This is a genomic window from Actinomycetota bacterium (assembly GCA_030019255.1).
Classification (GTDB): Bacteria; Actinomycetota; Geothermincolia; order Geothermincolales; family RBG-13-55-18; genus Solincola_A.
Genome location: JASEFK010000006.1, coordinates 26,464 through 50,429, shown reverse-complemented (window position 1 = coordinate 50,429; position 23,966 = coordinate 26,464). Strand labels below are relative to the sequence as shown.

Here is a 23,966-nt window from a genome sequence, read left to right as displayed (position 1 = left end):
CATGGAGGCATGATCGGTTGGAGCATTACCCGCTTCTTCCCCTCCGGAAAGGAGGAAGCCGACGACCGGGTGGTGGTCGAGCTTCCCCTGGAGATTATGGTCAACGGCATGCCCCTGGTGGCCCTCATGCGCTTGCCCGGCATGGACAAGGAGCTGGCCGTGGGTTTCTGCCTCACGGAGGGGATCATCGATGACGTGGGGCGCATCAACCTCATCCGGCACTGTGGCTCCCTGGAAGCGGAGGCCGCGGTGGGTGGGAGAGGGGAAGGGGACGGCCTGGACCGCGGGAACGTGGTGGAGATGGAGGTGGAGAGCCCCCGGGGAACGGACAGGTTCTCCTCCACCTACGTGGTGCGTACCGGGTGTGGGGGAGCGGACCTCTCGGCGGTGGAGGACTATCACCAAGGCTGGGTGACCTCGGAATTACAGGTTCCCTCCCATGTCCTTTACGGGCTGGAGGAAAAACTGACTGCCAGGCAGGAGGTCTTCCGCGCCACCGGGGGCACCCACGGGGCGGGCATCTTCGACGCCGGGGGCGAGCCACTGGTGGTGGCCGAGGACGTAGGGAGGCACAACGCCTTGGACAAGGCGGTGGGTTGGTGCGCGCTGCGCGGCATTTCCCTGGAGGACAAGATCCTCGTGCTCTCCGGGCGCGTCAGCTTCGAGATGGCCTTGAAAGCGGTGAGGGTGAGGATACCGGTGTTGGTCTCCGTGGCCGCGCCCACTTCCCTGGGGCTCCGCATCGCCGAGCGGGCTGGCCTTACCGTGGTGGGCTTCTGCGATGGAAAGAGGTTCAACGTATACACCCACGGGTGGAGGATCCTTTCATGAAACGTGAAGGCGCGCCGGCTCTGGGGAATACTTGACGGGGGAATAGGATGACCAGCCCGATGAGATGTTGTTTCTTGAGTATGGGGATTATTCCTCTTCGGGGAGCATCCCGTTTTTACCCGTATAACCAAGGAATCGGCGATGGTTACATCTGCCCTCCGGGAGGTCCAGGGCCATGAATCTCCCGGGACCCGCCGATGCAAAGGCCGGGTATTTCGCGGCCGCAGTCTTGGCCGGGGGGAGGGGGAAACGCCTGGGAATGGACAAGACCTCCCTGGAGATAGACGGCAAGAGCGTGCTGGGGCGCATCGTCAACGTGCTCAAGTACATATTTCCCCGTATCCTCGTGGTGGTCCAGGGAGACAACCATGCCGTGCAGGCCGTTGCCGGCGATGGGGTGAGGGTGGTGAACGACCTCTTACCGAGAAAGGGCCCGCTGGGGGGTATATACACTGCCCTGGAATATTCTACCAAGCCATACGTGTTCGTGATGGCCTGCGACATGCCTTACCCGAGCCCGGAACTCATCCGTCTTCTGCTCTCCCGGGCCCCGGGCCGGGAAGCGGTGGTTCCGCGGCGCGGACGGTACATCGAGCCGCTCTTCGCTGTTTATTCCCGGGATATACGGAAGATGGTCAGGGAGAGGTTGGAAGGCGGGAGATTGAAAATCCACGAGGTCCTCGAGGATCTTGACGTTTGCTATGTTGAGGAGGAGGAGATAGCGGAGCGCGATCCCGGATTCCTTTCCTTCTTCAATATCAACACCCCCGAGGATCTGGAGAGGGCCCGCCGCCTCCTGGGTCCCGAGCCGGATGGTTGACACGGGCCTGCCCTCGCATGGAAGAGTTGGCCGGGAGCGTCTGAGACGAGCGGGGCGCGAGCGGTACATGCCTTCCACCGATATACCGATACCCTGTGGAGGTCCGTTCCTGGCGATATTATGCGAGCGGTGTACCGCGGCTCCCTTTTCCAGCCACTTGATGGTGGATGCCGGAAGGGCAGTGGCTTCAGGTGGTGGTCAGTGGCAAGGATTACCAGAAAAGGCTACCCACCCCGAAGGCCAGGAAGACGATCCCGGAGATGCGGCGCATCCACAAGGGAGGCACGAGCCGCGATATCCCGGTGCCCACGAGGGCCCCGATCAGGGAGGTGAGGCTCAAGGCCAGCGTCCCTCCCAGGAATATCAGGAGCGGGTAGGAGTACCTGGCGGACAGGGCCAGGAGGGAGAGCTGGGTTTTATCCCCCAGCTCCATGAGGGAGACGAGCAGGAAGACGGAGAGGAAAGGATTTCGCGCCCGGGCTCTCTCCCTTTCGCCCTCCTCCTTTTCTCGCCCCAGAAGGATGAGGGTTCCGATGAGGATGAACAGCCCGGCCGCGCCGTATCGAACGACATTCTCCGGCAGGAACTCGTAGAGGGTCGCTCCCACGGTCACGGCCAGGGCGTTGAGCAGGGCGAAGGCCGTCGACGCCCCGGCGAAGACCATCTTCCAGCCGTGTCGACCGGCCAGGGTCAGGATGACCAGCTGGGTCTTGTCCCCCAGCTCGGCCACGAACAGGAGTCCGAAGGCGGCCAGAAATGCTTTCCACCACATGGGTAGAGATTACCATGTGGCCCATCCCTTGCCGCTCCGATTCCTCCTTCCTTCCCACCGCATCGGCGGGGATCGCCCTGCTCGGTTTCCGGTACGGTCCTCACCGGGGAAATGCCGGCCGGTCCTTGAACCATTCCTCGCCACCCGGGGTCGCCGGGGCGTGGCCCCGATAAGTTGCTGGCAAGATCATCCATAGCCGGAAAGCGGGGTGGTGATGGGGAGCGTGGGTCGCGAGGGGCGGGGAGGAAAAAGTCGGCCGCGGTGGGTGCACCCGGCTGGGGGTCAACCTCCGCGACAGGATTCCAGGAAGGTGCCAATGCGGCGCGCGTATTCCTCTCCCGCCACCAGGGAGACGTCGTTGTGCCCGGCGCCGAGCACCAGGTAGAGTTCCTTCGGTTCAGGGGCTGCCCGGAAGAGTTCCAGTCCTTCCTCCACGGGGATGAGCTCGTCCCGGTCGCCGTGGATGACCAGGACCGGGCAGCGGACGTCCCCCATCTTCTCTAGGCTGGCATAGCTCTCCCCCAGCGGCACGCCGCGGGGCAGGAAGGGGAAGAGCCTGCGGGCCACGGAGGCCAGGGAGGTGAAGGTGGATTCCAGGACCAGGGCCCGCAGGGGCCTCCCGCGGGCGACCTCGCAGGCCACCGCGCCGCCCAGGGATTTCCCGAAGACGATTATCTCTTCCTCCGGAACGCCCTCGTTCTTCAGCCATCCCAGGGCCGCCTCCCCGTCCAGGTAGAGCCCTCTCTCGTGGGGTTTGCCCCCGCTCTTCCCGTAGCCGTGGTAGTCGATGAGCAGCATGCGGCAGCCCAGCGGCTCCAGCTCCCGGTGGACCAGCGACCAGCTGTAGACCTCCTGGGCATTGCCGTGCAGGAAGAGGATCACCGGGGCGCCTTCCGGTTCCTTCCACCACAGCCCGTGGATGCGCACCCCGTCCGCGCATTCCAACCACACCTCCTCCGCCCCCTCCGCCCAGGGAGGGGGAGGGAGGTCGGCGGGAAGGCGGTCCGGATAATACAGGAATCTCCGCGCCAGCCCCTCCAGACCCTTCATCCTCCAAGTTCCTTTATCCCAAGAGCAGTTAACCGGGCAATATTCCCTCCATGAAAGAAGCCCGCAGACAATCCTCTCTCCGTTCTTGCAGTTTCAATCGCTTAGGCTAGGCTCCGTGTCACTTCGGGCAACCTATGCCGGGATGCCGGAGCCGTGTTATATCGTGCATCGTTTATTCATTCCGATCCTAATATATCCCTTTTGCCATCCTTTCCAGACTATGTTGATGAGGAAGCCTGGGGTAGATACTTATAGTGGTCCCAATTGAACCCTTCATTTAGACGTCACCTTGCTTCTCTTCTGTACCTCACCTTGCTTCTCTTCTTGCTTTACAAAGCAAGTATAGGGGGTGTCCATCATGTTCCTGAACCTGGGCAGTAGGACGCCGCGCTTCCCTGATGTGGAAGACCGGACACGAACCGCGCCTCGGGCAGGTCCGTATGCGGATTCTTCTCAAACGAGGTCGTTCAGTCATGGGGGTTCTAGCAATTGCCTGATCTCGGGACCGGGTTTTCGCTGAGCAGGGATGATATATGGTTCGAGCAGGACTTTCGGGATTGAAAGAAGTTGGGAGACCGGTCAACGGTGGTTTTTCAGCTCGCGTTAAAGGTTTAGGATAATAGCTGAAGGTCGGGAAACAGGGGTAAAAGCCGATGGAAGGCCGACATACGGAGCGGATAAGTTTTCCTCCTCACTGCCGGCTTCTGGACGGATCAGATCCTTCCCCCGAGGAAGGATGGAGGGAGGCGGTTATCTCCGGCGGGGAACACCTGAAGAGGGTTTTGGACGAATACGGGGAGATGGGTTTCGAGTGCCTGCTGGAGGAACTGGGGGATGAGGACGTGGAGGGATGCGCGAAGTGCTACTTGCTGGGCGGTGAGCGCATGTTCCGGGTTTACGTGCGCCGTGTGCTCCGCGGAGAGGGCGAAAACGAGGGTTAAGAACAATGCCCGCCGGTGGCGGCGGGCATGAGGGTCGAGTCCCAAGGGGTACTTCCGGTTTATGAACGATGGGGTAATCAGCCCTTCTTCTCCTCCTGGGCCTTGCGCTTGGCCATCTCCTCCTCGCGCAGGGCGCGGCGGAGAATCTTGCCCACCATGGTCTTGGGCAGCTCGGGGCGGAACTCCACCAGGCGGGGGACCTTGTAGGGGGCCAGGCGCTCCCGGCAGAAGGAGATGATCTCCTCCTCGGTGCACTCGCACCCCTCCTTGAGCACGATGAAGGCCTTGACCGTCTCCCCCCGGTACTCGTCGGGGACTCCCACGGTCACCGCCTCCTGCACCTTGGGGTGCTCGTAGAGGACCTCGTCCACCTCGCGGGGGTAGATATTGAAGCCGCCGGCGATGATCATGTCCTTCTTGCGGTCCACGATGTAGAAGTAGCCGTCCTCGTCCATGGTGGCGATGTCCCCGGTGTACAGCCAGCCGTCGCGCAGCGTCTCCGCGGTCTCCTCCGGTTTCTGCCAGTAGCCCTTCATCACCTGGGGTCCCCGGATGATGAGCTCCCCCGGCTCGCCCACACCAAGCTCCGTCTTCCCGGTTTCCACGTCCACGATCTTGGCCTCCGTGTCCGGGAAGGGGATGCCGATGGAGCCCACTTTCTTCAGGCCGAAGACGGGGTTGGAATGGGTCACCGGGGAGGCCTCAGAGAGCCCGTAGCCCTCGGCGAAGATGCCCCCGGAGATGCGGCTGAACTTGCGGATGACCTCCACGGGGATGGGGGCCGAGCCGGAGTTGCACAGCCTTATCTTGTCCACCCCGTAGGAGAGGGCGTCGGGGTGGTTGAGGATGGCCACGTACAGAGTGGGCACCCCGGGGAAGAAGTTGGGCTTGTACTTTTGGATGACCTGGAGCATCATGTTGATCTCGAATTGGGGGATGAGGATCATGGTGGCTGCGTTGGCGATGGCCGTGTTCATGCCCACCGTCTGCCCGTAGGAGTGGAAGAAGGGGATGACGTCTAGGTAAACGTCCTTACCCCGCTCGGTGAACTCCTTAGCCCAGAACATGCATTGGGTGGCGTTGGCCACCAGGTTGAAGTGAGTGAGCATGACCCCCTTGGGCAGGCCGGTGGTGCCTCCTGTGTACTGCAGGGCGGCCAGGTCCTCCTCGGGATCGATCTCCACCTCGGGGACCTCCGGCTCCGCCTCGGCGATTATCTCCTTCAGATAATACACCCCGGGGCCCTTTTCCACGTTGGGTGGCGCCGGGGTCTCCATGTAGTCGGTGATGCTGGAGGCGATGAGGCGCTTGAGGGGGCTCTTGTCCTTCACCGCCTGGATGCGGGCGTCGAAGAGGTCCAGGTAGATGAGGGTCTCCGCCCCGGAGTCGTTGAACTCATACTCCAGCTCCCTCTCCACGTGCAGGGGACTGATGTTCACCACCGTGGCCCCGGCCTCCAGGACCCCGTAGTAGGAGATGATGAACTGGGGACAGTTGGGGAGCATTATGGCCACGCGGTCTCCCTTCTGCACCCCCATGCCTCGCAGAGCGGTGGCCAGGCGTCTTACCTGATCGCGCAGCTCGCCGTAGGTGAGCTTCTGATCGAAGAAGATAGTGGCCACGTTCTCGTCGTATTTCACGCAGGTCATTTCCAAGAGCTGGTACAGGGGCACACGTGGGTAGCGGATGCTCTCGGGGACGAAGTAGTCGTAGTGCTTGAGCCAGACCTTTTCCATGTTTCTCACTCCCTCCTCTGTCGGCGCCCGTGCCTTAATAAGAAGAAGGGCTTGACGGGTTCAGTCCCGTGGTCAAGCCCTCCGTTCCTCCTTCGAAAAAGTGTAATTATAGACCATCGCCTTGACTTTCGCGGAACGCAGCCATCCCCATTCAGCACTTAATAATAGGATATATGCCTGGTGAGCAAGGTGTCAAACCAATGCAGGCAAGCCGGTATACGGCTCGGATTCGAATCGCCGGCTGCTTTGGTTCAAGAATGGGGTTAAGGTTCAGTTTGGTAGGAGTGAAAGCCGCGCCCGGACTTGCGCCCCAGCATCCCCGCCGCCACCATGCGCCGCAGGAGGGGAGGAGGGAAGAACCTGGGGTTCCCGGTTTCCCGGTGGAGGGTGAGGGCGGTCTCCAGGACCGTGTCCAACCCCATGGTGTCGGCCATCTCCAGTTGCCCGAAGGGCAGGTTGAAGCCCAGGCGGGAAGCCCGGTCCACGTCCTCCGGCGTGGCCACGCCGGCCTCCACCACGGCCACCGCCTCCAGGATGGCGGGAATGAGGAGGTGGTTGAGCACGGTTTGCATGCGGAGGTTGCGTTCCTCCTCCGATTCCCCGCTGCGGACGGCGGGGAAGTAACTCACCCGTTTCCCGGTGGAGTAATCGTAGAACCCGCGCCCGGCCTTGCGCCCCAGAAGCCCCGCCTCCACCATGCGTTTAAGCAGGGGAGGGGGAAGGAACCTGGGGTCGCGGGTGTCCTCGTAGATGGCCAGGGCGGCGCGATATCCCACGTCCAGCCCCGCGTTGTCGATGATCTGCATGGGTCCCACCCCGGCCTCGTATCCCCCGGTGGCGCGGTCTATCTCCTCGGGGGTGGCGAAGCCCTCCTCGATCATGCGCACGGCCTCGATGTTGGTGGGGATGTTCACCCGGTTGGCCACGAAGCCGGCGTGGTCCTTAAGTACCAGCACCGTCTCCTTGCCCAGGCTGCGGGCCCACTCCTCCGCGTTACGCATGGTCTCCTCGGAGGTCAGGAGGCCGCGGATGACCTCCACCAGGCGCAGCAGGGGGACGGGACCGAAGAAATGCAGGCCCACCACCCTTTCCGGCCGGGAGGTGGCCGAGGCCAGGGAGGTGATGGGGATGGCCGAGGTGTTGCTGGCCAGGATGGCATGGGGAGGACATAGGCGGTCCAGCTCGGCGAAGGCGTGTTTCTTTAGCTCCAGGTCCTCGGGAATCGCCTCCACCACCAGGTCCGCTTCCCGGGCGTCCTCCATGCGGGTGGTGAGGTGGATGCCGGCCAGGGTGGCCTCCGCCTGTCCCTCGGTTATCTTCCCCTTGGCCAGGAACTTTTCCAGCGAGGACCTGATAGCCTGCAGCCCGGCCTCCAGGCGCTCCTCGCTCACGTCGCACATGGTCACCGGGTAGCCAGCGAAGGAGGCTACCTGGGCGATACCGTTACCCATGAAGCCGGCACCGAGCACGAAGACCTGCCTTATCTCCAAGGCTCCCTCCTTTATCTATCCGGATTATGAAACCGGTTTCCCCTTTCGCGGTCGAAGCGCGTGGCCCTCTGCGGAATTCCCGTTTGCTGCCGCCAATAGCTTCCGTTTGGTCTTCCGGCTGGGACCGCCTTACTCTTATGTAACGGCCGGAAAAGCTCAACGGAAACGCCACCATGTCCCTCCCACCATTATCTTCCATCTGGTCTTTCTCGGATTGCTTCGTTCCCATGGCGACGGTGGGGGCCGGGTTCCATGGAGCTCCCAACCTGGTACCTCTCACCAATATCTTCCATCCGGACTTCCCAACGGGCTTGCGTCGCTGCCTCGGTGAAGGTGCGAACGAGTTCCACGGAGCTTCCCGCTACGTCTCGCCCACCAGGTTCTCATTCCGAACTTCCCAACGGGCTTGCGCCGCTGCCTCGGTGACGGTCGGATGGGCTTGCGGGAGCTTTCCGTCCCTCCGTCAGGGAGATTATATCCCCGGGAGGCGGTCGAGGGCATCACCCCGGCCTTGAGCAAGAAAGGAAACCCGCCACCGCCCGAGAGGAGGCCGCGTTGGGCCACTTTCCCTCTCCCCCCTGCAAAGGCCCGGACATCCGTCATCCTCGAGGAAAAGGCCGTTCCACCTTCAAGTAAGGGTACGGGGAGTGGAATCAACCTCCCGTGATTCCTCCTTTCGAGAGGAGACAGACGGCGTCCGCGTACCGCGAACCAGGTTGCCAGGTTGGGCACCCGCTATCCACGGAAGCGTCGATCCACCCTTCGGATAGCAGAGGAGCGTCGATCGACTTAACGGACAGCAGTTCCTGGAAATGATAAGAAGTTCTCATCCTACCCCACATACCCTAACGCGTCGATCCACCCTTCGGATGGCAGTTCCTGGAAAGTATCCGGTTGGTCTTGCGCGGGATCGCCCGCGGCGGTTTCCGGCACGAAATCCCCTTGTATTAATAATGTTTTCCAGATAACGAAGGACATCGAGAACGGGATCCTGGTGGAGCCCGGGAAAGCCATACGGGTAGTGGCCGAGTGTTTTTAGATCGGAGAAAAGCGAGATCGTCGAAAATGGCTAAGCCGGCGATGCCGAGAGAAAGGAGCCGAGTGTTTTTGGATAACGGAGAACAGCGAGAACTGGATAGGCGGAACGGGCTTACGCGACGTGCGCGGAGATCCGGGTGAAAGCAGGTCCCATGCGTGTCCAAAGCTTCCGCTACGCCGGATAAGGGGAAGCGGGCCCTAGGCGGAACGCGGAGGTTTCGCCGTTCCTTTGCCGGGGATAGAATCATGTGCCGGGGATAGAATCATGTCCGACGCCGGGGCAAGGACACGGAAAGGAAAGGTTAAGAATATGCCTTACCGGAACGTGGATGCGGGAAGGTCGTGAACACGTAAGGCATGGGGCGAGAAAGCGACGGCTCGGCAGCCGATGCAGGAAAGAGGAAAGGAGAGGGGATGAAAGGTATGGACATCATCACCATCAGGACGCCTACGGCCAACTGTTACCTGGTGCGGGGCGACCCGCCCTATCTCGTGGACACCAACGTACCCGGGGGCAGGAGGAAAGTGCTGGATGCCCTCTCGCAGTGCGGCTTGAGGCCGGAGGAGCTCAGGTACATCCTCATCACCCACTATCATTACGACCACACGGGCAACCTGGCCGAGCTGAGGCGGAAGAGCGGGGCCCGGGTGGCGGCAGGGGCGAAGGACGCGGAGGTGATAGCGGGGAGGAGGCCGCCCGCCGGCCCCGGGGATATAAGCCTGGCGGGACGCCTGCTGCGCCGCGTTCCCCGCTCCGTCCTGGAGAAGTACCAGCATTTCGATACCTGCGAGGTTGACCTGCCCCTCCGGGACGGCGAGATGCTGGAGGAGCTGGGACTGGAGGTGCTGGAGCTGCCCGGCCACACGGAGGGCGGCGTGGCCTACCTGAACCGGGAAAGGAGGATGGCCTTCATCGGGGACATGGTTTCCAACTTCTTCAACCGTCCCGGACCGCCCTTCCTCTCCTTCAGCTACGACCGCCAGGCTATCCTGGAATCCATGCGCCGTCTGGCTGAACTGAACCTGGACTACGCCTACCCGGGCCACGGCGCGGTTATCGGCCCCGGAGCGTCCCAAAAGATAGGTCGCCTCGCGGACCGGCTCGCCTCGCGGTGGGGCATGGGTTGATCGGCATCCGCGGAGCTGTATGCCGACCCACGAACGGCGGCCATGGGCGGAAGCCCGCAAAAGGAATTCTCATCCGGTCGCGTCCAGCCGGCGGCGAGGGCATTCCTGGGAGAAGAACCGTTGGAAGGAGGAGCGGGGAATCCCCGATGGTGACCGGAGTGCTTTGGCATGTTCATACTGCATGCCATGTCCATGGAAGATTTCCCTGGCGGGAGTCCTCGATGGTGGACGTGTTTCGTCGACCTTGATTGATGGGTGGTTCCCAGGGCTTTTAACGCCTACCCGGGACTGCCCCGCCCTAAGGGCGCGCCCGACCCGGCCTTTCGCCTGGATGGTTAAGGTCCAGGAGGAGATTCACTCGGAAGATAAAGGGGCGGATATATTCTATCCGCCCCCATGACCGCCTCGCCTTCCGGCGTCAAGGGCCTCGACATTCGGTTTCCATTTTATGGAATATGTCGCCCTTACTCACGGATGACCTCGAAGTAGGCCACGTCGTGGATGCTCCCGGTCCGCTCCTCGGACCACACGGCGCGCATGCGCATTCCGACCTCCAGGTTCTTCTCGTCGGTCTCGTTGCAGTAGTGCATCATGCGCGTGTTGGCCCCGTCCAGGGTGACCCAGATGGAGGTGAAGGGGACCTTCATCATCCCGCCGGTGTTGGGGTCGATGTAGGGGAAGCGCACGATGGTGAAGCCTTCCAGCACTCCTTCCGGGCCCACCTCCACCCAGTCGTTCATCTCCAGGAAGCACCGGCCGCACACCATGCGGGGAAGCATGTACACCGTGCCGCACTGGCTGCACTTGGTGGCCAGGAACTTCTTCTCCTTGAGTCCGGCCAGGAACTTGCTCCAGTAGTATCCCAGGTGCCAGTTGAAGTCGTACTCCAGGTGCCCGGACTCGTGGGTGAGCAGCTCGTAACCCTCCGGGGTGTGGGTGCGCTTGCGCTTGTCCTCGTAGAGTCCCATGGGTTTCATTCCTCTCACCTCCTTCCTCAGGGGAGCTCGGCGCCCAGAATCATAACGTCCGACCAGCTGCAGCCGCCGAACCCGGTGGCCAGGGCCAGCTTCACGTTTTCCACCTGGCGCGCCCCGGCCTTGCCCATCACCTGCCAGGCGGCCTCGCCGATGCGGATGAGGGCGGTGGCCCCGATGGGGTTGGTGGAGATGACCCCCCCGGAGGGGTTGATGGGGAGCTCCCCGTCCATGTGGAAGGTGCCCTTGCGCACCAGCTTGGGGGCTTCGCCGTGGTCGCAGAACCACAGGGAGTCCATCCACTTCACCCCGCAGGTGGAGGCCGGGAGGTAGAGCTCGGCCACGTCGAACTCCTTCAGGGGGTTGGTGATCCCGGCCAGCTTGTAGGCCTCCGCCGAGGCCCGCTCCAGGGTGGGCATGAAGGTCCACTCCAGGTCCCCGAAGTGGGTGTAGTCGTGGCGCACCACCGAGGCGTGCACCCAGGCCGGGCGGGGACAGAGCTTCTTGGCCTTCTCCTCCACGGCGAAGATAACCGCGCAGGCTCCGTCGGAGCGCGGGCACATGTCCAGGAACTTGATGGGGTAGGAGAGCATGGGGGACTTGAGCACGTCCTCCACGGTCACCGCCTGGCGGGAGTGGGCGTAGGGGTTGTTGAGGGCGTTGTTGCGGTCCCTGGCCGCCACGATGGCCGCGTCCTCCTCGGTGGCCCCGTAGGCCTTCATGTACATGGAGTACTCGGTGGCCAAGGGACCGATGGCCCCAGCGAAGAAGTCACGCTCCAGGGTGGGGTTGGAGCAGGTGGCGATGGCCGCCTGGGTGTCCGACTCCGAGTTCTTCTCCCAGCCCACGGCCATGACCACGTCGAAGAGGCCGCTGGCGCAATGGTAGTACCCGCAAGCCCCCACCGTGGTCCCCGTGGTCCCCCCGGTGGTTACCTTGAACACCGGCTTCATGAAGGCTCCCAGCCCGTCCACGGCCCACATGTCCACGTAGTTGATGTTCTCGAAGTGGTCCATGTTGCCGATGACGATGGCGTCGATATCCTTGATGGTCAGCTCGGCATCGTCCAGGGCGCGGGTGACGGCCTCGGCGATGAGCTCCACCCCGGAGGCGTCCAGGCGCTTGGCGGCGTGGTGGGTCTGTCCTACTCCGATGATTCCGACTCTTTTACCCATGGCGCGTCACCTCCTATCTGCCCAGGATCCAAACGCAGTGGGACTGGCCGCACATGCCGTTGATGCCGTGGGCCAGGGCGACGTTCACCTCGCCCACCTGTCGCTCGCCGGCCTCCCCGCGGATCTGCAGCACGCACTCCGCCAGTTCCGCTAGTCCGGCCACCTGCACGGGATTGGCGGAGAGCCGTCCTCCGGAGGGGTTGACCGGGAGCTTCCCGTCGAAGTTGAAGTAGCCGCGCTCCAGGTACTCGCAGCCCATGCCGTCCTCGCAGAACCCCAGTCCCTCCAGCCACAGGGGCTCCATGTAGGAGAAGGCGTCGTAGACCTCGGCCACGTCGATTTCCTTCAAGGGGTCGACGATGCCCGCCATGGCATAGGCGCGCTTGGCGGCCGCCTTGAGGGCCCGGGTGTCCGCCAGGTCGCGGTCCCCCAGGCGGTAGGCGTCGGAGCAGTGTCCCACGCCCAGCAGCCACACGCGCTTCTTCCGCGTGGAGAGCTTCTTGGCCTGCCTCTCTGCGGCCAGCACCAGGGCCGCCGCGCCGTCGGTCACCGGGGAGCAATCCAGGAGCTTGAGGGGGTCGGCGATCCTGCGGGAGTTCATCACGTCCTCCACGGTAATCTCCATGGGGAAGAGGGCCAGCGGGTTGCGCATGGCGTTCCCGTGGTTCTTCACCGACACCAGGGCGAACTGCTCCTCCTTGAGGGCGTACTTGGTCATGTAGCGGCGGGCCTGCAGGGCCGCCGAGGAAACGGCGTCGATGCCCAGCTTCCTCTCCACCAGGGGATCGAAGGCGCAGTTGGTGATGCCGTTCATGTTGCTCTCCGTCCCCTTGTGGTGGGCCACCACGATGGTCACCCCGAAGCTCCCGGAGAGGATGCGCATCATGCCGTAGAGGCATCCGAAGGTCCCGTCGCCCTCCACGGTGGTGATGTCCTTCCCGTAGGCGCACGCGCTGTCCTGGATGGCCATGCTGGAGATGGTGCGCCCGTCCCAGAAGTCGCTGGACACCGACACCACGTTGTCCACCTCGTCCTTGGTGATGCCCGCGTCCTCCAGGGCCCGCCGGGTGACGTCGTAGACCATCTCGGCGAAGGTCTCCGGCTTGTTCTGCTCGTACTTGCTCTGGGCTACTCCTATGATGGCAACTTTTTCCATGACTTTCACCACCTTCCATCAGCCCAGGGGACGGAAGTGTCGGATATCGAGGATGTTGCCCTCCCGCTCCTCCTCCAGCACCGCCTCCACGCGCATGCCCACCTTGACCTTCTCCGGCTCGATCTCGTCGATGAAGTGCAGAAGGCAGGTGTCGGCCCCGTCCATCTTAATGAGGCCGTAGACGAAGGGGGCCTTGCGGGGGTGGAGCTTGGGCTCCTCGTAGCGGACTATGGTATAGGTTTCCACGGTCCCGGTCCCCGGAAGCTCCACCCAGTCGTGGGGTTCCTGGTAGCAGTGGATGCACTTGGCCTTGGGGGGCACGAAGACCGTTCCGCAGCTGGGGCAACGGTTGGCCCATATCTTGCCGTTGTCCCGAAGCTCGCAGTACCAGCGGCTGAGGGTGCTTCCCACCGTCCACGAATAGGGGACACTTATCTTTCCCTGGTGGATCAGGACTTCCACGTCCTTCTTCCAGTCGGACATTACCTCACCTCCCTTGGTCGTCCCGGCTGTGGCTTAAAGCGCGTTTCTGGTTCGGCCATCCATCACCTCCTCCGAGGAACACTGGATTGGTGCCCGGCTTGATGTCGTGAAAAAACGGAAGTCGAGCAATGGCGATCCTGACCTCATCCTTGACCGCTAACCGGCTCTTGAGCGGCACCGACCCTCCCACCCTGTCCATGTAAGCGAAGTGCCGGTTTCTTTCCCTTTTTTCGCCCGCGGATCCTGTCCCTCCGAGCGTGCCCGCGGAGCGTCCGCGCTGACCATAATATTAAGCGAATGTTAATATTTTAATGCTTTTGCCGCCTCGCGTCACCCGGAATTTTTCCGGGGGCGAAATCAACCTCTCCCTCCTGCGCCTCCTCTACCGTCTTATGCTGGGTTCTCGATGGAGAGAAACTTCCTTTTCCGCTTGCTTTAATCCGCATCGGGATAAGTGGGGAGGTTGCCCCTCCCGGCGTGGAGGTTTCCTTGTACCTGCCCGTTGTTTGGTGTACATTTCGGAAGGAGAGAAAAAGGGTTCGGGGGCAGGTTCTTCACCGCCCCCTTTTAAGAATTGCCACCTCCGTGCCTTTACATCGTACATCGGCCTTTACGGTCGCTCCACGAACCGTCTTGCGCGATCTGGTCCCAGCCCCGCATCCTTATTAAACGGGCTAAAGGACGGCAAGGACTCCGGGATGAAGGACCGGGTTCGCCTGGGGAGGTGGGATCACCACGCTTTCCCCTCACAGGCCCAGGCGGTCGGCCAGGTAGCCCAGGCTGTACTTCTCCAGGGTCTCCCGGGTGGGCATCCCGTCGGGGGTCATGCCGCGATACTCGTAGAATTCCCGCAGCATGGTATCCATGTCCGGGACGGAACCGGCGATGCCCCCGTCCTCCACCGGGGTCATGATCCTCTGCCCGATGCGGTCGTCGGCTCCCGTGGCCCCCCAGATGTGGCCCAGGCAGCGCTGCAGGAACCACACCCGGGCCCCGGCCTCCATCATCTTGCGGTAATCCCACCCGTAGCCGGCCACGGCGTCGAAGAGCTCCGCCCACTGGGTAACCGAGTAGATGGTCCCCGGGAACTCGCACCAGCAGGCGGAGTTCATGATACAACCCAGGTCGGCGGTGAGGGCCACCGCCTCGGCCTTGTACTCCGCGGACTGGGGCTGGTAGTTCTTGTCCAGCCCGATCTCCGGGTACTCGATGGCTCCCCACTCCAGGAGGAAGGTGAGGTTGGACACGTGGCAGGCCCCCCGGATGGAGACGGCATAGGCCAGCCCGTCGCCCCAGTTGCAGCGGGGATCGTGCATGGGGGCCTCCAGGCCCTTGGAGTCGGTGAGGTAGGCGTCGGCGCCATTGCCCACCTCCTCCGCCGCCCTGCGGGAACCCTTTGCCAGGAGGGTGCCCAGCTTGCCCTCCCGGTTGACGATCCTGGGCAGGAGTTCGATGACCGTGTCCACGTCTCCCCATTCCAGCCTGATGCCGTCGTAGTCCTCGGGCTTGAGGATTCCCGCCTCGTAGCAGTCCATGGCCCAGGCTATGGTGGCCCCGCAGGTGATGGTGTCCATCCCCACGCGGTTGCAGTACTCGTTTATCTTGCACAGGGCGGCCAGGTTGTCGTTCATGATCATGGTCCCGAAGGAGGCCTGGGTCTCGTATTCCGGACCCGGACCCGGCCCCATGGCGTAGGGTCCCTCCTTGACCTCCACCACCGGCTTGCAGCGCACCGCGCAGCCGCGGCAGCTGCCGTGGTCCACGACGAAGTTGTCCGCCAGGGCGATACCGGATAGCTTCTCCGCCCCCTCCTCCCATATCCCGCGTCCCCAGTTGCGGGTGGGAACGTCGCCCTCCATCATCTTGGCCTCCATGTTGGCCCCGGTGCCGAAGGCGGAGAGCGCCCCGCAGAAGACGCTCTCCTTGACCAGCTCCCGGAATTCCTCCTGCATGGCCTTGACCTTCTCCGGGTCCTTGTACTCCATCTTCTTGGTCCCCTGGGCCACGATGGCCTTGACCCGCTTGGACCCCATCACCGTGCCCATACCGGCGCGCCCGAAGTGGTGGCCCTTATCGTTGACGATGCTGGCGAAGGGGATGAGGTTTTCCGCCGCCTGACCCACGGCCAGCACCTTGGCCTGCTTTCCATGCCGTTCCTTGAGGATGTCCGTGGTCTCGTAGGTATCCTTTCCCCACAGGTCCTCCGCGGAGGCTATCTCCACGGAATCGTCGCCCAGGACGAGGTACACCGGCCTCTCCGCCCTTCCCTTGAGGATCAGGGCGTCGTATCCGCAGCGCTTGAGCTCAGGGCCGAAGTTTCCCCCGCAGGAGGCCTGACCCCATATCCCGGTGAGCGGGGAGCGGGAGCCCACCGAGAGGCGGCTGGATCCCGAAAAACCTATTCCGGTGAGGGGACCGGTGGCGAAGATGAGCAGGTTGTCCGGGTCCAGGGGCTCCGCTTCCAGGTTCCCCCGGTCGTAGAGGAGCTTGGCCGCCAGTCCGGTACCACCTATGTAGTCCCGGTAAATTTCCTCCGGGATCTCGAACTCGGTTACCGTTCTCGAGCTCAGGTCCACCTCCACGCCTTTACCCATATTTCCGAAGGTCATGCGCATCACCTCTTTCCGCCTCACGAGACAACGGCCGGGCCGCACTCCGTCCATGGGTCACTTCAAGATGAGCCGTTCCCTTGCGGGAATGGCTCATCTTAAGGATGGTCACGGTTCTCGGGCCGGCCACCGGTTTCATTCAGTTCAGGGACATGATCCTGGTGAGCCGGGTAAGGGGCCCCAGCCTGGTGATCAAACCCTTGATCTTGAGATCTCCCTTGAGGAGTTTCTTGACCACCCCCATGCCCGTCTCGTCGAAGTACCAGGGCAGCCCATACTTGATCTTGAGATTGGCCAGCTCCAGCAGGGTGGTGGAATCGGTGGCGATGGAGATGTCCGGCTTGCCCGCCTCGCCCCCGTAAACGGTCAGCCTGCCGCGGTCGAAGTCCATGGTTATCTTGGCCTCCGCGTCCACGGCATGGATGAGCACCTTGGCCTTCAGCTTCTCAAAATCCCGCTTCTTCTCCGGTTTCTCCAGGTTGGACTTGAGCATCTCCGCGAGCATCCCTGCCAGCGGAACCTCATCGGCTCCCGGTCCCAGGTTGATCTCGGCCATGCTACCTCCTTTCCACGCCGACAACGGTACGAACCAGCATCAGATCCCCGACACATCCCTAGCCCGGTTCCGGGCGATCGGGCTACCCTCGGACGGAAGTGCAACCCCCTCAGGACCCGTAGGTCCCCATGCACAGGTTGTCCCGGCACACGGCCTCAGAATGCTTCCTTGTATACCTCCAGGACCTGATCCGCCTCGAAGATCATCTTGGGATTGTAGACCAGCGAACCGTCGCCCAGGGACATGTCCGCGGCTTGGGGGAGGACATCCTCGGTCACCCCCACCTCCCGCAGCTTCTGGGGGACCCCCATGCGCCTGGTCAATTCCCAGACGGCGTTGATGGCCGCCTCCGCCGCCTCCTCGTCGCTCATGCCCTTCTCCTTGACCCCCATGGCCTCGGCCACCAAGGCGTAACGGTCTGGGCACTCGTCCATGTTGTACTTCATCACGTAGGGGAGGAGGATACTGTTGGCCAGACCGTGGGGTACGCCGCATAGGGCGCCTATGCTGTGGGCCATGGCGTGCACCAGGCCCACTTGGGCGTTGGAGAAGGCCACCCCGGCCATGGTGGCGGCTATCTGCTGCTGGCCGCGGGCTACCAGGTCGTCGCCGTTCTCCACGCAGCGGGGCAGGTATTCCATGATCAGCCGGATGGCCCCGAAGGCCATGGTGTCGGAGATGGGTTCCGCCTGCAGGGCGTGGATGGCCTCGATGGCGTGGGTCAGGGCGTCCATCCCTGTGGTGGCGGTGAGCATGGGGGGGAGGGTCTGGGTCATCACCGGGTCCAGGATGGCTGTGTTGGGAATGATGTAGTCGTCCCCGTAGAGGAGCTTCTGGTTCTTCTCGTAATCCTTGAGCACGAAGGCGTAGGTGACCTCGCTTCCCGTGCCCGCCGTGGTGGGAATGGCGATGTGGGGCGTCTGGGGCCGGGTGAGCAACTGGAAACCGGAGTAATCCTCAAGCCGGCCGCCCTCCTTGAGGAGTATGGCCATTCCCTTGGCGGTATCGATGACGCTGCCCCCGCCCACGCTCACCAGGCAGTCGGCACCCGCCTCGCGGGCTATCTCCGCGGCCTGGTTGGCGATGTGGAAACCGGAGTCCTGCGGACATTCGTCGTAGATGCCCACGAAGCGATTTCCCAGGGCTTTCTGTACCTTTTCCACCAGCCCGGCGGCCTCCACGCCCTTGTCGGTGACGATGAAGGCCCGGGAGCACTTGAGGTAATCCACCTCCGCCCCCACGTCCCTCACCGAGTTGATGCCGAAGACTATCCGCGTGTAGTTCTTGTAGATGAAGGAAAGGTCGGGACCGTATGCCATGTACAACACCTCCTGCCGGTTTCCTATCCTGGCACCGCGGTTCTTTTCTTCCGCCGGAACGCCTGTCGACTCCCAGGCGGCGTGTCGGCCGTCACCCGGGTCCCGCCGGGGGTCCGATTCGGGCCACCCTCCCGCCGGGGCGGAAAGGTGCCGCTTTTTCCATCCGCTTTACATCCCCGCGCCCCCGGTCCCGGGTGACCGGAGACATGAATCCTGTGGAACCGGATTTCAGACGCCCAGCTTCTCCCTGGCTTCCTGAAGCAGCTTGCGCAGTTCCTCCGTCTCCTCGGGGCTCAGCTCGTCCGGGAAACGGGGTTGGGTGGACGCGGACAGTTCCACCAGCCGGCTGGCTGCCTTCACCGCCCGCACGATGGTGGGAAGGTCCCCTTTGAGCTTCAGCTTCCCCTGCATCATGCCCTTCACCGGGTCCAGTTCCCCGGCGATTACGGACTTCCAGCGATCATACTCGCCGGTGATTACGTAATCACCGGCCTCGCCCACCTCCGGGGGCACGATGCGCATGGACCGGCAGTCGCCGTGCCAGAGGTCCATGAACAGGTAGAGGTCGCTTTCCAGGCCGATCTCCGGCTTGGCCAGGATCTTGATGACCACTGACCCCTCCCAGTCCTTGGCCGCCTCCTTGTATGCCTGGTCGTTTTTCACCAGTTCCTCGTACTGGGCCACCCACTCCGGCGTGCCCATGATGTAGGGCTTGGACTGGGTGGCCTGCCTTTCCTTCAGCAACTCCTGGTACGCCTTTTCCCACTCCTCGGTGCCGTAAGCCAGCGCCATGTCTTCTCCCTCCTTTACTTTTCCGGAGCAACCTCTTCACGCTACGTGAAAGATTTGTCGCCCAGACCGAAGCGATCGCCCTAATAATATAGGTATTCAACACAAAACGGAATAAATCGCGGGTAAATTCTGCATTTCACCTTTCCTCTTTAAAACCCGTAGCCTCCGCTCGGGTCGAGCCCCATCACTCAGAACCGCGGCGCTTCCGTGGACACCTGTTTATTACGTGGCCGTCGACCTTCTCCCTCGTTCCTTCCGCCGCTACCCCCTGTCCTTTCGCTGCCTTAATGTTCCAACCCCGTGGCGGATCCTCGTTCGGTGGGCAATCCCGTGTCGTATTTTCGATGCCGTAGTCCGGTGCGATTTCCCCCACTCCCGTTCAGGTGACAGCCAAGTACAATATGCAATAAATAAATACCCCAAGCGGGTCCGGGTTAAACGGAATGTTTGGGTATCAGGGTAAGGATCGACCTGCGGCGAGGTCCGGGTCGTGGCGGGGGGCGTTATAAAATCTGGCGATAGTGGTGAACCCCGCCACCGGATTCGAGCCGCGACCACCCTGTCGCGGGTAAGCGAGGGGTAAGGAATGACGAGAATCGGCTGAGGTTCCCCCGTTCCCTCGGGGGCTTCCGGGGAAGGCGGCCCGGATCCCAATCCGGTACGTCTTTTACGTCGAAACCCTTATCCCACACTGGGGGCACGTCGCCACGCACTCCCCGCAGCCGTCGCAGAGCCCCCGGAAGCGGGGGACTATGCGGTAACGGGGATGCGCGGCGTGACGCTTGCGGTTCTTGGAGCGGGGGACGGCCAGGAACACGCCCCGGGGGCAGACCTCCTGGCATCGGAACCCGCAGCCCTCGCTGTCGCAATCTTCGACCTTTACCCTGAAGCCGCTCTTCCCAGCCATTTCCGGTCACCGCACCATGAGATCGCCCCGTCTCCTTCCCGTGCTCACCACAGTCCTGCGGCGGCGGGCACCTCCTCCCTGGGAACCAGGGAGAGAGCCCCGCGGGAGCAGGTGCTGCGGCACAAGCCGCAGCCGAAACAGCGCGACGGGTCCACGTGCACCCTTCCCGCCTCCGGGTCGTAGTTAAGGGCTCCGAAGCGGCAGCGGGACAGGCACAGGGGTTCCTGGCAGAAACGGCAGTCCTCGGGGTCCACGGCGCAGACCTCGTGACCCTTGAGGATGGCCACCTCCACCCCGTTGGCCAGGCGCTGTTTCAGCGAGGTGCAGTAGCGGGCGTCGCAGTTGCAGATGCAGATGGGGAAGGGGACTTTGGCGTACAGCACCTGGTGGAAATACCCTTTTTTGTCGCACTCCCGGACCACTTCCCGGGCCTCCTCCAGGGTGAGCTCCTCCATGGGCCCCTCGGGAAGAAAGCGGCGCTGCAGTTCCTTCACCGGTCCGAAGTTGAGGCATACCAGGTCCTCGCGATGACCCACCAGCTTGCGGCAGGCACAGGGGAGGAGCACGAAATCGCGGGCGTAGGAGAGGAGCTGCAGGGCGTCCTCGAGGGAGACGACCTGGCCTCCGTGTTCGTTGGGGGCCATGTGGTTCACGGCGGCCTTCACCGCCTTGCCGATGACCGGCCAGTTCACGAACTCGGTGACCCGGGAAGTAAAATCTATGTAGTACTCTATGCCCCATCCGGCCACCTTCTCCAGGGTCTTCACCCTCTGGGGGTCCTCAAGCATCCTTTCGGAGAAGTTCTCCGGGTTGAGGTACCAGCGATTTCCCTTCCCGTGCCGGGAACAGAACTCGCACACCGTCGCCTCCCCTGCCGCATGCTCTTGGTCTCCGATTATACCACGGGTTGCGGGGAAACATTCTCTCTTGGAGGTAATGGAACGGCGGCGAGGGTCGCCGGAAGGATAAGGTACAGGAAGCCGGAACCTGCCGAAAGAAGGTGAGTTGTGTTAGGATAGATGCGCACAACAGGTTATGAGCATAAGTTAGAATATGCTACGGCAGGCGGCGGTTTCAACGAGGCAAGGAGGGAGAGATGTTCAGAAAAGAGCTTTGCGACCTGTGTGGGGACTGCGTTTTCCTCTGTCCCTACGTCGATTATGACCGCGAGCAGTCCATAGAGCAGTTCCGCCGCCTGTTGGAAGGCGAGACGCCGGAGATCGTCAACCAGTGTGTGACTTGCGTGGCCTGCAACTGGTTCTGCGAAAAGGGCGCCAACCCCTTCGACCTCATCCTGGAGCGCCAGGAGGAGACCGGGGTCCTCGACATACCGGAACAGAACATCCAGCTCTTCCGGAACCTCCCCAAGGCCCCCAGCGAGGTGGTGGAGGGGGAGCCGGGCCGACCGGTTATCTCCCTGTGCAGCGTGGGTGACCTGGTCCCCGGCCTCTTCGAGGGCCGCCTCTTCGAGGGCTGTACCTTCCTCAAGGGGGGTCGATACTTCTGCAACGTAGGATGGGTGCACCTGGGCTTCCATTCCCCGGTGCGGGAGGGAGCCGGGAAAGTGGTGGAGAACCTGGCCGAGACCGGCGCCCCGGAGATCGTCTTCTACCATGACGACTGCTACGCCCTGCTGGCCTCCATGGTGAAGGATTACGGGGTCGAGGTCCCCTTCAAGCCGGTGCACATCATCGAGTACCTCCTGGATTACGTACGCGAGCACCGCTCGGAGATCAGTCCCCTGGGGATTAGGGTAGCCTACCAGCAACCCTGCGCCTCGCGCTATACACCATGGAAGGACGAGTGGCTGGACGAACTCTTTTCCCTCATCGGGATGGAAAGAGTTTCCAGGAAGTACGACCGCAGGTTCGCCCTCTGCTGCGGGTCCCCCATGATGCCCAGGGACCGGGAGAAGGCCATGGAGATAAAGGAGCGCAATGTGAGTGATGCCGTGGAACACGGCGCCCAGGCCATGGCCTACCTCTGCCCCCTCTGCGTCCTCAACCTGCGGAAGGTGGCCGCTGCCTCCAACCTGGAAAATTACCATATCATCGAGCTGGTAAGAAAATCCCTCGGCGAGACCTGAGAAACAGAAACAGGGAAAGGGACCTTCTCCTTGCCCGGGCCCGGGTCGTTTCCAAGGTCTCCATGGAGGTAGTATTTACGAAAACGAATAAACCCGCCCGGGGTGTTCGCCGATACTAATCTTATATACAAGAAGAAATCACGCCCCTTAAGGGGTCTCAACGCTTCAAGGAATTATGAGGTGGAAAGGTCGATGCCGGCTATAAGCTCACACCTGTCCCGTCCCGTGGAAAAAAGATCATCGGGACTACCGGGGGCAGCGGTTTTTCGGGATTTACGTTGCTCCATACGCCGAAACTTAAAGCTTTCCTGCCCGCAGGTCATCCGTTACCGCCACGCTTCCACCACCTCACCCTTATTCTCTATTTGTATCTCCCTTTCATTCCTTCTTTATATCTCCCTTGTCGTTCTTCCCTTGCCGGATTCTCGGGCGGCGCGGAGTGACCTCGGGGCGGCGAGTCTTCCCTCCGGCGTGGGAGCCAGGTTCGGGGCGGCCTCCAGCCACCTCAAGCTCTACCCGGAGCAGGAGATGGAGGGGGAGCTGAATGCCCTGGCGGAGACGGGGGCGGGATGGGTGCGCTGCGATTTCGCGTGGGCGGACCTTGAGCCGGTGCGCGGGAGCTGGAACTTCGCCGGCGCCGACGCCGTGGTGGCGGAGGCCGGTTCACGTGGCATCCAGGTGCTGGGCATACTGGGCACCTCTCCCCCCTGGGCCAACGGTGGGAATGACTGGAATTACCCTCCTACCGACCTGGAGGCGTGGCGGAACTACGTGCGCACGGTGTGCGGGCGCTACCGGGGTCTGGTTCCCGCCTGGGAGATATGGAACGAGGAGAACATCCCCCAATTCTGGATGCCCGCGCCGGACGTGGACCGTTATCTGGAGCTCCTGGCCGCCGCCTCCCAGGAGATCAGGGCGGTGGACCCGGGGGCCAGGGTAGTCATGGGAGGGATGGCCGGGCTGGGTTACGATTACCTGAACCAGTGCCTGGAAAAGGGGGCCGCGGACTACGTGGACGCGGTAGCCTACCACCCCTACGCGGAGACCATCGGGGTGGAGGGGCAGCCGGAGGAGGACCTCTACCGTCCCAAGGAACGGCTGTGCCGGACGCTGGTGGACTTCGTCCGCTGGGTAATATCCCAGCATACCGACCGGCAACTGGAGATATGGATAACCGAGGTAGGCTGGACCACCTGTGCGGATTCTCCCCCTGGGGTGGACGAGGCCACCCAGGCCTCCTACCTCCTGCGCACCGTAATAAACTACGCGGGTACCGCCGTGGACCGCGTGTTCTGGTACAGCCTGCGCGACGATCTCACCAATCCCTGGGACCGTTACGGCCTCCTGGATTACGCCTTCCGACCCAAGCCCTCCCTCCATTACCTCCGCACCTTCGAGCAGGTCTTCGGGTCGGCGTCGGCTGAGGAACCGGAGGCCATCTCCATGACCTGCGGGGAACCCTCCAGCCTGGAGGCGCACTGCTTCCGCTGCCCCGACGGGAGCCTGGCCGTGGGGGTCTGGAAGTCTGACGACCTCGCGGACACCGTGGACATAACCGTGAACGACACCTCCCTCCTGGCCGCCTTCCGGGTGGACAACCTGACGGGGCAGAGGACCCCGGTGACCGGGGCCGGGCGGGATGGAGAGGGGCGGCTCCTGCTGGAGGGCCTCGGGGTAGGGAAGGACCCCCTGCTCCTGGAGATCAAGGAAGGGGAGCCCGCGCCTTCGCCCCAGCCGGCCACCTCCTTCCTCTTCGCCGAGGGCTACACTGGGGAGGGTTTCGAGGAGTGGCTGTGCCTCTTCAACCCCGACGCGCAGGAGACGGCCCAGGCCCAGATCACCTACTGCTTCACCGACGGGAGCACCCAAAAACAGGTCCTGGAGGTCCCGCCCCGCACCCGCCGCACCGTCTTCGTCAACTCCGTGGTAGGGGAGGGGAAGGAGGTCTCCGTGCTCCTCGCCAGCGACCGCCCCCTGGCCGCGGAGCGCCCCATGTACTTCAACTACGGGGGGAAGTGGGCGGGAGGCCACGTGGTGACCGGCCTCTCCCAGCCGGCCACCTCCTTCCTCTTCGCCGAGGGCTACACTGGGGAGGGTTTCGAG

The 23,966-nt window shown here is 62.8% G+C and carries 20 protein-coding genes; 6 read left to right on the top strand and 14 right to left on the bottom strand.

Annotated elements, in window-relative coordinates:
• The first annotated feature begins 9 nt into the window (after positions 1 to 9).
• Positions 10 to 831, top strand: coding sequence for a formate dehydrogenase accessory sulfurtransferase FdhD (gene fdhD, locus QME84_06750; protein ID MDI6873965.1), 822 nt, complete (start codon positions 10 to 12; stop codon positions 829 to 831).
• A 175-nt stretch (positions 832 to 1,006) separates the two neighbouring features.
• Positions 1,007 to 1,651: a molybdenum cofactor guanylyltransferase gene (locus QME84_06745; protein MDI6873964.1), complete on the top strand. Its 645-nt coding sequence runs from the start codon at positions 1,007 to 1,009 to the stop codon at positions 1,649 to 1,651.
• Between the two features lie 211 nt (positions 1,652 to 1,862).
• On the opposite strand, the gene QME84_06740 is transcribed toward QME84_06745, so the two are convergent.
• Both QME84_06740 and QME84_06735 read right to left on the bottom strand, forming a co-directional pair.
• A complete protein-coding gene (locus QME84_06740; GenBank protein MDI6873963.1) occupies positions 1,863 to 2,423 on the bottom strand; it encodes a TMEM165/GDT1 family protein in 561 nt (186 codons plus the stop codon).
• A 282-nt stretch (positions 2,424 to 2,705) separates the two neighbouring features.
• On the bottom strand, positions 2,706 to 3,473 hold the full coding sequence (locus QME84_06735) for an alpha/beta hydrolase (GenBank protein ID MDI6873962.1): 768 nt from the start codon (positions 3,471 to 3,473) through the stop codon (positions 2,706 to 2,708).
• A 653-nt stretch (positions 3,474 to 4,126) separates the two neighbouring features.
• Between QME84_06735 and QME84_06730 the strand changes: the two genes are divergently transcribed.
• Positions 4,127 to 4,414: a hypothetical protein gene (locus QME84_06730; GenBank protein ID MDI6873961.1), complete on the top strand. Its 288-nt coding sequence runs from the start codon at positions 4,127 to 4,129 to the stop codon at positions 4,412 to 4,414.
• 77 nt (positions 4,415 to 4,491) lie between these two features.
• On the opposite strand, the gene QME84_06725 is transcribed toward QME84_06730, so the two are convergent.
• Both QME84_06725 and QME84_06720 read right to left on the bottom strand, forming a co-directional pair.
• A complete protein-coding gene (locus QME84_06725; protein MDI6873960.1) occupies positions 4,492 to 6,150 on the bottom strand; it encodes a long-chain fatty acid--CoA ligase in 1,659 nt (552 codons plus the stop codon).
• Between the two features lie 263 nt (positions 6,151 to 6,413).
• Positions 6,414 to 7,640 (bottom strand): 3-hydroxyacyl-CoA dehydrogenase, encoded by a 1,227-nt coding sequence (locus QME84_06720; GenBank protein MDI6873959.1) that lies wholly within the window; start codon positions 7,638 to 7,640, stop codon positions 6,414 to 6,416.
• A 1,452-nt stretch (positions 7,641 to 9,092) separates the two neighbouring features.
• Between QME84_06720 and QME84_06715 the strand changes: the two genes are divergently transcribed.
• Positions 9,093 to 9,806 carry an MBL fold metallo-hydrolase gene (locus tag QME84_06715; GenBank protein ID MDI6873958.1) on the top strand — a complete coding sequence of 238 codons (714 nt, stop codon included), beginning with the start codon at positions 9,093 to 9,095 and terminating at the stop codon, positions 9,804 to 9,806.
• 464 nt (positions 9,807 to 10,270) lie between these two features.
• Here the strand turns inward: QME84_06715 and QME84_06710 are convergent, their stop codons facing one another.
• The 10 genes from QME84_06710 to QME84_06665 all read right to left on the bottom strand — a co-directional run bounded on the left by QME84_06710 (position 10,271) and on the right by QME84_06665 (position 20,637).
• Positions 10,271 to 10,783 carry an OB-fold domain-containing protein gene (locus QME84_06710; protein ID MDI6873957.1) on the bottom strand — a complete coding sequence of 171 codons (513 nt, stop codon included), beginning with the start codon at positions 10,781 to 10,783 and terminating at the stop codon, positions 10,271 to 10,273.
• 17 nt (positions 10,784 to 10,800) lie between these two features.
• Entirely contained in the window at positions 10,801 to 11,955 is a 1,155-nt protein-coding gene (locus QME84_06705; protein MDI6873956.1) for a thiolase family protein, read from the bottom strand.
• A gap of 13 nt (positions 11,956 to 11,968) precedes the next feature.
• On the bottom strand, positions 11,969 to 13,111 hold the full coding sequence (locus QME84_06700; protein ID MDI6873955.1) for a thiolase family protein: 1,143 nt from the start codon (positions 13,109 to 13,111) through the stop codon (positions 11,969 to 11,971).
• Positions 13,112 to 13,129: 18 nt separating this feature from the next.
• Positions 13,130 to 13,594 (bottom strand): Zn-ribbon domain-containing OB-fold protein, encoded by a 465-nt coding sequence (locus tag QME84_06695; GenBank protein ID MDI6873954.1) that lies wholly within the window; start codon positions 13,592 to 13,594, stop codon positions 13,130 to 13,132.
• 746 nt (positions 13,595 to 14,340) lie between these two features.
• Positions 14,341 to 16,203 (bottom strand): aldehyde ferredoxin oxidoreductase family protein, encoded by a 1,863-nt coding sequence (locus QME84_06690; protein MDI6873953.1) that lies wholly within the window; start codon positions 16,201 to 16,203, stop codon positions 14,341 to 14,343.
• A gap of 139 nt (positions 16,204 to 16,342) precedes the next feature.
• Entirely contained in the window at positions 16,343 to 16,759 is a 417-nt protein-coding gene (locus tag QME84_06685; protein ID MDI6873952.1) for an SCP2 sterol-binding domain-containing protein, read from the bottom strand.
• Between the two features lie 155 nt (positions 16,760 to 16,914).
• Positions 16,915 to 18,078, bottom strand: a complete 1,164-nt coding sequence (locus QME84_06680) for an iron-containing alcohol dehydrogenase (GenBank protein MDI6873951.1) — start codon at positions 18,076 to 18,078, stop codon at positions 16,915 to 16,917.
• Positions 18,079 to 18,306: 228 nt separating this feature from the next.
• Positions 18,307 to 18,870: an SCP2 sterol-binding domain-containing protein gene (locus QME84_06675; GenBank protein MDI6873950.1), complete on the bottom strand. Its 564-nt coding sequence runs from the start codon at positions 18,868 to 18,870 to the stop codon at positions 18,307 to 18,309.
• Between the two features lie 667 nt (positions 18,871 to 19,537).
• A complete protein-coding gene (locus QME84_06670; GenBank protein ID MDI6873949.1) occupies positions 19,538 to 19,777 on the bottom strand; it encodes a 4Fe-4S dicluster domain-containing protein in 240 nt (79 codons plus the stop codon).
• Positions 19,778 to 19,821: 44 nt separating this feature from the next.
• Positions 19,822 to 20,637 carry a 4Fe-4S binding protein gene (locus QME84_06665; GenBank protein MDI6873948.1) on the bottom strand — a complete coding sequence of 272 codons (816 nt, stop codon included), beginning with the start codon at positions 20,635 to 20,637 and terminating at the stop codon, positions 19,822 to 19,824.
• A gap of 236 nt (positions 20,638 to 20,873) precedes the next feature.
• Between QME84_06665 and QME84_06660 the strand changes: the two genes are divergently transcribed.
• Positions 20,874 to 21,863, top strand: coding sequence for a (Fe-S)-binding protein (locus tag QME84_06660; GenBank protein ID MDI6873947.1), 990 nt, complete (start codon positions 20,874 to 20,876; stop codon positions 21,861 to 21,863).
• Between the two features lie 471 nt (positions 21,864 to 22,334).
• On the top strand, positions 22,335 to 23,966 hold a 1,632-nt coding region (locus QME84_06655), incomplete at its 3' end, for a beta-galactosidase (protein ID MDI6873946.1).